The organism is Subtercola sp. Z020, assembly GCF_002931235.1.
GTDB lineage: Bacteria > Actinomycetota > Actinomycetes > Actinomycetales > Microbacteriaceae > Subtercola.
Window position 1 is genome coordinate 1 of record NZ_PSTT01000011.1, and the last position, 10260, is coordinate 10260.

At 70.8% G+C, this 10260-nt stretch carries 8 protein-coding genes; 2 read left to right on the forward strand and 6 right to left on the reverse strand.

Going from position 1 to position 10260, the window contains the following annotated elements; all coding sequences use genetic code 11:
• Nucleotides 1-464 precede the first annotated feature (464 nt).
• Entirely contained in the window at nt 465-962 is a 498-nt protein-coding gene (ybaK, locus tag C5B96_RS01815; RefSeq protein WP_104242388.1) for a Cys-tRNA(Pro) deacylase, read from the reverse strand.
• On the reverse strand, nt 962-1666 hold the full coding sequence (locus C5B96_RS01820) for an alpha/beta hydrolase (protein WP_233188935.1): 705 nt from the start codon (nt 1664-1666) through the stop codon (nt 962-964). The genes ybaK and C5B96_RS01820 overlap by 1 nt, the downstream gene beginning before the upstream one ends.
• 178 nt (nt 1667-1844) lie before the next feature.
• Between C5B96_RS01820 and C5B96_RS01825 the strand changes: the two genes are divergently transcribed.
• Entirely contained in the window at nt 1845-2246 is a 402-nt protein-coding gene (locus C5B96_RS01825; protein WP_104242390.1) for an MmcQ/YjbR family DNA-binding protein, read from the forward strand.
• 27 nt (nt 2247-2273) lie between these two features.
• Here C5B96_RS01825 and C5B96_RS01830 read toward each other — a convergent pair whose 3' ends face one another.
• The 3 genes from C5B96_RS01830 to C5B96_RS17690 are packed head-to-tail and all read right to left on the reverse strand — an operon-like array spanning nt 2274 to nt 8792.
• On the reverse strand, nt 2274-2555 hold the full coding sequence (locus C5B96_RS01830) for a metal-sensitive transcriptional regulator (RefSeq protein WP_104242392.1): 282 nt from the start codon (nt 2553-2555) through the stop codon (nt 2274-2276).
• 28 nt (nt 2556-2583) lie between these two features.
• Nucleotides 2584-3363: a DNA-formamidopyrimidine glycosylase family protein gene (locus C5B96_RS01835; RefSeq protein WP_104242394.1), complete on the reverse strand. Its 780-nt coding sequence runs from the start codon at nt 3361-3363 to the stop codon at nt 2584-2586.
• 41 nt (nt 3364-3404) lie between these two features.
• Nucleotides 3405-8792, reverse strand: a complete 5388-nt coding sequence (locus C5B96_RS17690) for an ATP-dependent helicase (protein WP_233188936.1) — start codon at nt 8790-8792, stop codon at nt 3405-3407.
• Between the two features lie 86 nt (nt 8793-8878).
• Here C5B96_RS17690 and C5B96_RS01850 point away from each other — a divergent pair, with 86 nt between their 5' ends.
• On the forward strand, nt 8879-9418 hold the full coding sequence (locus tag C5B96_RS01850; RefSeq protein ID WP_104242396.1) for an NUDIX hydrolase family protein: 540 nt from the start codon (nt 8879-8881) through the stop codon (nt 9416-9418).
• Between the two features lie 104 nt (nt 9419-9522).
• Here the strand turns inward: C5B96_RS01850 and C5B96_RS01855 are convergent.
• Nucleotides 9523-10260 (reverse strand): nucleoside hydrolase (locus C5B96_RS01855; protein WP_146078061.1); only part of this gene is annotated, 738 nt, incomplete at its 5' end.

Here is a 10260-nt window from a genome sequence, read left to right on the forward strand (position 1 = left end):
CCCACCAAGTCCGCCCAACCCACCCCACGCTACGGAACGACCAACCGATCCCCAGCGACCCCAAAAACACCACCCACCCAAGCACGATCCGCAGGCCGACACCGACACCAACACCGACACCGGGTGACCGTGAGCGCACCCGCACCCGCACCCGCACCCGCATCCGCACCCGCATTCGCACCCGCGCCCTGCGCGCGCCCCCGCACGTCACGTCAACCCGGCCATCGTGCCGACCATCCCGAAAGCAAGACCCGCTGGCGAGTTCAACCATCGAGGAGGCACCTGCGCATCCGCACTACGCCTTCGTCGGCAAGCCCGAAGGGCGCGGCAGCGCAACCTCCGCCTCGAGGCCCATTCCGCAGGACCCGATATGGGATGACCTGACCGGTCACGGCCGCAACCTGATCCAGTCCTGGCCCGCCTGCATCTCCTCTGTCGACCGAGGCGGTGCCGCCGAGGCAAACCTACTCGCGGCGGATGGTCGCGACCGTACCCCGCGTCACCGCGACGAGGTCTGCCGGGCTCACCTCGATGTCGAAGCCGCGGCGCCCGCCCGAGACGAAGATGGTGTCGAAGAGGAGGGCCAGATCATCCAGAACCGTCGGCAACGGCGTCTTCTGCCCGAACGGACTGATGCCGCCCACCACGTACCCGCTCTTCCGCTCGGCCACCGCGGGCTCGGCCATCACACCTCGTTTGGCGCCGACCGCGCCGGCGAGTGCTTTCAGATCGAGCTTCGAATCGACTGAGACGATGCCGATCGCCAGCCCTTTGTCGGTATCGACCATCAGGGTCTTGAACACCTGCTCCGGTTCGATGCCCAGCGCGGCGGCAGCCTCGGCGCCGTAGTCGGTGGCCGTCGCGGCGTGGTGGTAGACGTGCGGTATGAACGGAACCCCTGCCGCAGCGAGCGCCACGGTCGCGGCCGTCGTCGGCCCGCCGCCCCCGGCTCTCGCCGCCATCAGACCGCCGGGGAGGAGGCCGCTCCCGCGAACGCCGCACCGAGGAACTCCGACGCGTCGGAGATCTCCTGCTGCGACACTCCGTGCTGGATGCCCGGGTACAGGTTCGCGGTCAGCGTCGAGTGCGACGGCAGCCACTCCTCGGTACGCGCGATGGCGGCGTCGGTGATGATCGGGTCAGCGACATCCCGCCCCCAGAACACCGGCGGGCGCGTCTCGGCCATGGTCCGGTCGCCGTGCGCCTGCCCCGACACCACGAATCCCGACAGATTGACGGCCGCCGCGAAGCGCTCGGGCGCCGTGCGCAGCAGGTGGATCGCCATCGCCCCGCCCTGTGAGAAACCGAGTGTGGCGATCGACGGCGGCGTGCCGTGGAGCGCTTCGATGCGGTCGAGCCACTCCAGCACCGAGGCGGCCGCGTCGTCGAGTGCACTGATGCGCGGGTTGCCGGGCTGCCCGATCGTGAACCAGGCGAAGCCGTTGACCACCGGATGCGGTGCCAGCAGCGGCGCACGGAGCGATGCCGCGATCGTGCCCTCGGGCAGCAGGGGCGCGAGCGAGATCAGATCGTTCTCGTGCGACCCGTAGCCGTGCATGATGATGACGAGCGGGCTCGTCGCCAGGCGCGCGGCGACCTCGTCGGCGGGAACCGACCAGACGACCACGGCGTCGTTCACGGCGGCGCGGCGGGGGGAGTCGGTCACGGTCGTCCTCACGGGGGTCTGGTGCGGGTGGCGGGTGGCTGGTGGCTGGTGGCTCAGAAGAATCTACCAGCCGCCTCCGACACTGCTGCCCGCCCGGTCGCGCTCTGCGCGCTCGCGCCAGCCCCAGCGCCACCCGCGACCTCTGGCGGCCCTCGCGACCCCGCACTACCGTGGGGTCATGCCGTTCTCGTCCGAGCATCCAGTGCAGTTCGAGCCTGACGATCCGATCGTCGCACGACTCCGCGACATCTGCCTCGCCTTCCCCGAGACCCACGAAGAGCTGACCTGGGGGCGCCCGAACTTCCGCGTCTCGCAGCGCATCTTCGCGATCGCCGGCCAGGGTCGCGACACCCGCGCGTCGCTCTGGTTCAAGCCCGACGCCGAGGAGCGCCGCGCCGAACTCCAGCAGCGCGGCTTCTTCGAACCCCGCTACTTCGGCTCGAAGGGCTGGCTGGCATTCGACTTGCCTGACGAGCCGGACGCTGTCGACTGGCAGCTCGTCGCCGAACTCTGCGACACGTCGTACCGCATGATCGCGCTGAAGCGGCAGGTGGCGGCTCTGGATGCTCGGCCCTCCTGAAGCGCGACAACTGCGGCCCTCCCGCCCCTACTCGCCCCGGTTGCGGCTCAACTCGAAGATGCGCACCAGCTCGTCGATCGCCTGCTGCCGCGCCTCGCCGCCCTCGTCGAACATCTCGGAGACGTGGGTCTTGAGGTGGTTCTCGACCATCAGCTTGTTCAGCGAGCCGAGGGACTTCTGAATGGCCAGCGACTGCGTGATGATGTCGATGCAGTAGTCCTCGTTCTCGATCGCCTTCTCGAGCCCACGCAGCTGACCCTCGAGAATGCGCGTACGGTGCAGAGCCCGCTTCTTGATGTCTTCGATCACACGCCAACTCTAAGCGGTGGGGAAGCGGTCAGGTCTGGCAGCGCGGGCACCAGTAGGTGTCTCGCAGCGACAACTCGGTCGCGCCCAGCTTGCCGGTCTCGATTCGGGTCCCGCACCGCCGGCACGGCTGCCCCGCACGGTTGTAGACCCATACCTGCTTACCCGGGCGCAGGTCGCCGGTGGTCGTGCGCTCGACCCGGTCGCGGTTCGCGAGGATCAGCCGGGAGGCCAGCCCCACGACCGCATCGAGCTTCGGAACGTCACCGACCGGCCGCATGGGCAGCACTCCGCGCAGAAAGCAGAGCTCGTTCGCGTACACGTTGCCGAGCCCGGCGAGGTTCCGCTGGTCGAGCAACGCCACGTCGATCTCCCGCTCCGGGTCGCTCGCCAGCCGCCGCTCGGCCTCGGCCGCATCCCAGTCGGGGCCGAGCAGATCGGGCCCGAGGTACCCGACCGCCTCGTCTTCGCGGTCGGTGGGCAGCACCTCGACGAGCCCCAGTTCGAAGCCGACCGCCGTCCACTCCGCGTTCTTCAGGATCGCGCGCGCCTTCCACGCCGGCTTCCGCCAGCGGGTGCCCTCCTTGTAGACGTGCCAGGTTCCTTCCATCTTCAGGTGCGAATGGATGCTCATCTCCCCGATTCGCATCAGAAGATGTTTGCCGCGGCTCACAACTCCGTGCACCGTCTCACCGGTGAGGTCGACCGTGGCGAACTTCGGCACCCGGATGTCGCAGCCCGTCAAGACGGTGCCCGCGAGTACCGCGTTCAGGTGCTCGGCGGTTCGGAACACGGTGTCGCCCTCAGGCATGGTCTCTCCTCGCTTCGGATGCCGCGCCGGATGCGTCGCGGCTAAGCACTCCGCAACCTCAGCCCGCGCGGAGTGTTGCTGAAACCGGAGATCTCGAGCAGCCGACCGACCAGCGTACCCACCGAGAACTCGCCGTTGATCTTCTCGATCGTCAGCTTGTCGACCCGGCCAGACACGACCGCGGCCGCGAGTGCATCAGCGGCCTCGACCAGCACTTCTTCGCCGTCGGTGAAGGCCAGCACGGTCTTGCCGCCGCGTTCGACGTAGAGCACGAGCTCCCCGTCGACCATGACCACGAGGGCGCCCGCCTTCCGTCCCGGGCGGTGCCCCTCGCCCTGCGGCCAGGGGAGAGCGGCGCCGTACGGGTTGGCCGGATCCGTCGCCGCGAGGGTGAGGGCGCGGGTGCGCTCCGTCTCGCGGGCTTTCCTGCTGCCACGCGTGCCCGTGCCCGTGCTGCGGGTGTCTCCACCGCGCGCGTCGGCCGCATCGCTCCGTGAACTGCGCGGGTCGTGCCCGAGCATCCCGCCAGAGCCGCCAGAGCCGCCAGAGCCACCAGAGCCGCCAGAGCCACCAGAGCCACCAGACCCGCCCGCGCCATCCCGCCCGGGGGCCTCGCCGCCGCGCTGGTCCCGCAGCACATCTGCGGAGAACGCGCGCAGCCGGTCGACCGTGCCGCCGGTGGCGAACTGCGCCGCGCCCAGCCCCTCGATGAAGTAACCGCGGCGGCACCGCCCGGTCTCCTCGAACTGGCTGAGAACGCGGTACGACAGCGCGAAGCCGCCCGGCTGGTGCTCGCTCATCACCGATCCGCGCGTCACGACGCCGTACCGGTCGAGCAGGAACTCGGCTGTCGCGTGCGCCCGCAGTGTGCCGTCGGACTCCGCCCGCGGCAGCAGCGACCACCGCCCGCCGGCGGTCGGTGGACCGACGCGGGTCGCCATCGTCGGCCGTGTGTATGCCCGGCCGCGATACATCCGGGCCCGCGGTGCAGAGCGCTTGGTCGCGTGGGCGGAACCACCCCCGCCCGTCAGCGTGCGAAGCGGCGCCAGCGTGTCGTTCGTGACCCGCCCCGACCAGACCAGGTCCCACAGGGCGGTGACGAGCTGTTCGTCGGTGAAGAACCCGGGCGTGGTCGATGCGGGCACGGCGACGGGCACCGGATGCACGGCTGCGCGAGACGCAGACGCTGACGCCGAACCGCTGGTGCTAGTGTCGCTCGCTTCGCCGTCGCCAGCATCCGCGCCCGCGCCAGCACCCGCGCCGGTTCCGAATCCGCCCGAGCCGATACCCGACTTGGGTGTGCGCCGCGGATTCCGCGGGCGAACCGCCTCCACCGCTGCCGCTCGTGCCTCTTCGGCCGCCTCCTCCGCTTCGATCCGCGCTTTCTCGGCCGCGCTGCCCAGCTCGTCGGCGACCGCGTCCGACAGATTGCGGAAGAAGTACGCCCCTCCACCCCGCAGCGTCTTCAGGATCGCGGCCTGCAGGTCGCTCGGCTGCAACTCCTGCTGCTCGGGAAGGGTGACCCGCACCGTGTCGGCCAGGTGCAGCGACACCCAGCCGTCGCTGCCGGCCAGCGCCCCACTGCCCGACCAGACGATCTCGCCCGCCGCCGTCAGCTCGTCGAGCATCGCCGGGCTGTAGTCGCGCACCCGCGAGGGAAGAACGAGCGTCTCCCATGCCGACGCCGGCACGGGCACGCCGGCCAGCTGTTCGATCACCGTGAGCACCCCGTCGACCCCGCGCAGGGTGCCGCCGACGTGCTGCCAGATCGGGAGGAAGCGCCCAAACGCCGCCGCATCGACCGGCTCGACCTCGTGCCGGAGCGCCGCGAGCGACCGGCTCCGCAGCCTCCGCAGCACCTCGGTGTCGCACCACTCGCTCGCCGCGGCCGCGTGTGCGAACCGCGAGAACTCGGGCACGAGCGGGATGATCTGTCCGCCGCCGCCAGCCCTGTCAGCCGCACCACCCGCCCCGCCAGAACCAGCGCCGAGGTCAGAACCAGCGCCCGAGCCAGCGCCGAAGTCAGAACCAGCGCCAGAGTCACCAGTACCAACAGCGCCAGCACCCACCCCAGCCCCCGGCACCCCGGTCGGCCGGAATTCGCCCTCGACCACCCGCCGCGCCGACTCCAGCCGCTTCAGCGTCTCGTGCACCACTGCCGAACCGAGCCCGTAACGCACGCCGACCTCGGGCGCCGTGAACGGGCCGTGCGTACGTGCATAGCGCCCGACGAGGTCGCCGAGCGGATCTTCGACCGGCTCGATGAACGCATCCGGAACCCCGAACGGGATCGGCACTCCGAGCGCATCCCGCAGCCGGCTCGCGTCTTCGATGGCCGCGAACCGCGCCTCACCCGCGATGCTCACGGCCAGCACCCGCCGGGCGTCGAGCAGCGCATCGACGTGTGCCGCCGCCGATTCGGCGTCGGTCAGCCGCTCGGCGAGTTCGTCGATGCTGAGCGGGCCGAGCATCCGCACCAGGTCGGCGACGCCCTCGGCCCCGGTGGCCCGGCGATTCGCCGCGACCCGCTGCAGTTCCCGTTCCGTCTGCTCGATCACGCCGGGGTCGAGCAGCTCGCGGAGCTCTGCCCGCCCGAGCAGCTCGGCCAGCAGTGTCGGGTCGAGCGACAGGGCCGCGGCCCGCCGCTCGGCCAGCGGGCTGTCGCCCTCGTAGACGAACGAGGCGACGTACCCGAACAGCAGCGAACGGGCGAACGGCGACGGTTCCGGCGTCTCGGTCTCGATGATGCGAATGCGACGGCTCTCGATCTCGCCGGCCAGCGCCTTCAGGGAGGGCAGGTCGTAGACATCCTGCAGGCACTCGCGCACTGTCTCGAGAATGATCGGGAACGTCGGGTACCGACGCGCCACCTCGAGCAGCGCCGCCGAACGCTGCCGCTGCTGCCAGAGCGGCGACCGCTGGCCCGGGTTCTTGCGCGGCAGCAGCAGCGCCCGCGCCGCGCTCTCCCTGAAGCGCGACGCGAACAGGGCCGAACCGCCCACCTCGGTCGTCACCAGGATCTCGAGCTCGTCGGCGTCGAACACGAACAGGTCGGCGCCCGGCGGCTCGCTCTCGGTGTCGGGCAGCCGCACCACGATGCCGTCGTCGCTCGCCACGACACCGCCGTCGACGCCGAACCGCTCGCGGATGCGCGCGCCGATCGCCAGCGCCCAGGGCGAATGCACCTGCATCCCGTAGGGCGAGTGCAGAATGACGCGCCAATCGCCGAGTTCGTCTCTGAACCGCTCCACGATGAGGGCCTGGTCGCTCGGCACATGGCCGGTGGCCTCGCGCTGCTCGGAGATGAACGTCACGAGGTTGACCGCCGCGTTCTCGTCGAGCCCGGCGTCTCTCGCCATCTCCAGAGCACGGGCTTCGGATGACCCACCGACCGCTCGCGTGAACGCACCGATCGCGCGCCCGAGCTCCGCCGGTCGCCCCAGCCCGTCGCCCCGCCAGAACGGCAGCCGGCCCGGCTCGCCGAATGCGGGAGTCACCCGCACCTGGTCGTGAGTGATCTCCTGGATGCGCCAGCTCGTCGCCCCGAGCGCGAACACGTCGCCGACCCGCGACTCGTAGACCATCTCCTCGTCGAGCTCGCCCACCCGCGACGCCTTCTCGCCGACCATGAACACGCCGAACAGGCCGCGGTCGGGGATCGTTCCGCCACTTGTCACGGCAAGCCGCTGCGCGCCCGGTCGCCCGGTGATCGTACCGGCGTCGCGATCCCAGATGATGCGCGGTCGCAGTTCGGCAAATTCGTCGGAGGGGTACCGCCCCGCGAGCAGGTCGAGCGTCGCCTCGTACGCCGACCGCGGCAGCGCGTTGAACGGGGCGCTGCGCTTCAGCTGGTCGAACCACTCCTCGACGTCGATCGACTCGAGCGCGCAGGCGGCCACGGTCTGCTGCGCGAGGATGTCGAGGGGATTCTTCGGCACCGCGAGCGTCTCGATGAGACCCTTCGTCATGCGGTCGGCGGCGACGGCCGAGTGGATGAGGTCGGCCCGGTGCTTGGGATAGATGACGCCGCGCGACACCTCGCCGACCTGGTGACCGGCCCGCCCGACCCGCTGCAGCCCGCTCGCGACCGACGGCGGGGACTCCACCTGCACCACCAGGTCGACCGCGCCCATGTCGATGCCGAGCTCGAGGCTCGACGTCGCGACCACGCAGCGCAGCCGCCCGCTCTTCAGATCGTCTTCGATGATCGCGCGCTGCTCCTTGCTCACCGAGCCGTGGTGCGCGCGTGCGAGCAGCGGAAGTGCGCCCTGCGTCTGGCCACTCGCCAGCACCTGCGCCGGCGGACTCGCCTGGCTGCGCGGAACGAAGCCGTCGTCGTCGACCTCGAGACCTTCGCGCTCGGCGAAGATCTCGTTCAGCCGCGCCGTCAGCCGCTCGGCCAGCCTCCTCGAGTTCGCGAACACGATCGACGACCGGTGCTGCAGCACGCGGTCGACAATGCTCTCTTCGACGTGCGGCCAGATCGACCCCTGCTGCGGTGTCGCCGCGGCCGCCGAACCCTCGAGCGCCGGGGCGGCCCCGAGGTCGCTCATGTCTTCGACTGGCACCACCACGCGCAGGTCGAACTTCTTCGTCGACACCGGCGCCACGATCGTCACCGGAACGCCCCCCGCGAGGAAGCGCGCCACCTCTTCGGGCGGGCGCACGGTGGCCGACAGCCCGATGCGCTGCGCGGGCTTCTCGAGCAGCGCATCGAGCCGCTCGAGGCTCACGGCGAGGTGCGCGCCGCGCTTGGTCGCCGCCACCGCGTGCACCTCGTCGATGATGACCGTCTCGACCGACGCCAGCGTCTCGCGGGCGGCCGACGTCAGCATCAGGAAGAGCGACTCCGGCGTCGTGATCAGGATGTCGGGCGGGTTCTTGATCATCGCTCGGCGATCGGTCGCCGTCGTGTCGCCCGAGCGCACCCCCACCGTGACGGTGGGGGGAACGGTGCCGAGCCGCTTCGCCGTCTGCGTGACGCCGACGAGCGGGGCGCGGAGGTTCCGTTCCACGTCGACCGCGAGTGCCTTGAGCGGAGAGATGTAGAGCACCCTCGTGCCGACGGGGGCGTCGCCCGCGGCATCCAGAGCCGTACCAGTCCGCGCCGTACCAGTCCGAGCCGTAGCAGTTCGAGTCGTAGCACTTCGAGCCGCCGCAGTTCGAACCCCGGCATCCGGAGCAGTGCGCGGCGCCGCGATCAGCCGGTCGATCGCCCAGAGGAACGCCGCCAGCGTCTTGCCCGACCCGGTCGGCGCCACCACCAGCGCGTGCGCCCCCTCCGAGACCGCCTGCCATGCCCCCACCTGCGCCTCTGTCGGCGCGGAGAACGCGCCCGAGAACCACTCCCGCGTGGCCGGCGAGAACCGCGCGAGCACGTCGGATGCCGCCCCGGCGGGGGCGGTGGTGGGGGAGTCTTTCTTCTTCACCTCTCCATCCTCGCCGATACCACTGACACTCGCCCCGTTCGGGCGCCGGTGACCGGCAACCGGTGCGCAATGGGTGAGAATGAAGCATGAGCGTTCGCACCCCTGACCCGAACCCCGGCTGGTTGAGTGACCAGGAGCTTGACGAGATCAGGCGGCGCCTGCCGCTGCTCTACGTCGAAGCGGTTCCGGTTCGGGTCGACGGGCTCGGCCAGGTCACCGAGGTGGGCGTGCTGCTGCGCGTGTCGCCGAGCGGCAACATGACGCGCACCATCGTCTCGGGTCGCGTGATGTACGGCGAGACCCTGCGCGACGCACTCTTCCGCCACCTCGAGAAGGACCTCGGGCCGATGGCGTTCCCGCAGCTGCCGACCAGCCCCATTCCCTTCTCCGTGGCCGAATACTTCCCGCTTCCGGGCGTGAGTGCCTTCACGGATGATCGGCAGCACGCCGTCTCACTCGCCTACGTGATTCCGGTGACGGGTACCTGCGATCCCCGCCAGGACGCCCTCGAGCTCACCTGGATGACGCCGCAGGAGGCCACGAGCGACGCGATCCACGCGGAGATGGAGGGCGGCCGCGGTGCGCTCCTCCGCGCGGCGCTGGCCTCGGTCGGCCGCCTGGCCTGATCGCTGCTGCTGCCGGCGTCAGTCGAGCGGCGGCGATGAGGCTGGCAGCGCGCTAAGGCTGGCCGCGCGATACGGCTGGCAGCGCGATAAGGCTGGCAGCGCGATCAGTCGAGCAGCGCGATCGTGTCGAGGAACAGCTCGACGTACCGCTCCACGTCCACATCGAGCGCGACATCCGTGACCCCGACAGCCGCGTGCAGCCCGTGCACCGCGTCTTCGCCCGGGAAGCGACGCCGGTCGACGACCGTCTGCCCGCGGCTCGCCCCGGCGAGCTCGACGAACACCGGCAGGCGTTCGACGCGGAGCGCGCCCGGATCGACCAGCGCGCACACCGCCCCGGCGTCGCCGATCAGCCCGGTGTAGACCGGCTCGCGGCCCGGCCCCATGCCGATCCGGTGCGCCAGCAGCGAGCCGGCCACGCGCCCGGCGCGCGATCCACTCGCCTGCAGCAACTCGGTGCGCTCGATCGGAACCGCCACCTGGTTGAACACGTCGAGCCCGTACATGAAGCTCCGGATGCCGGAATCGAGCACGATCGCTGCCGCCTCGGGGTCGTGCCAGACGTTGAACTCGGCCGTCGGGGTCGCGTTGCCGACGCTCGCCGACCCGCCCATGAAGAGCACCCGCTCGATCTTCTCGGCGACCTCCGGATGCGACCTCAGCAGCAGCGCGAGGTTCGTCTGCGGCGCCAGCGCGATGATCGTGACGGGCTCGGGGCTCGCCAGCAGCTGGGTGCGCAGCATCTCGACGGCGCCCATCTGAACGGCCGACCGGATGCTCTGCGGCAGATCGATGCCGCCCAGGCCGTCTGCGCCGTGCACATGTGAGGCGTCGCGTGCCGG

Excerpts from the sequence above, each read along its gene's own strand:
- ybaK (WP_104242388.1), bottom strand. The coding sequence starts at position 962 with ATGGCGGCGAGAGCCGGGGGCGGCGGGCCGACGACGGCCGCGACCGTG.
- C5B96_RS01825 (WP_104242390.1), top strand. The coding sequence starts at position 1,845 with ATGCCGTTCTCGTCCGAGCATCCAGTGCAGTTCGAGCCTGACGATCCG.
- C5B96_RS01835 (WP_104242394.1), bottom strand. The coding sequence starts at position 3,363 with ATGCCTGAGGGCGACACCGTGTTCCGAACCGCCGAGCACCTGAACGCG.
- C5B96_RS01850 (WP_104242396.1), top strand. The coding sequence starts at position 8,879 with ATGAGCGTTCGCACCCCTGACCCGAACCCCGGCTGGTTGAGTGACCAG.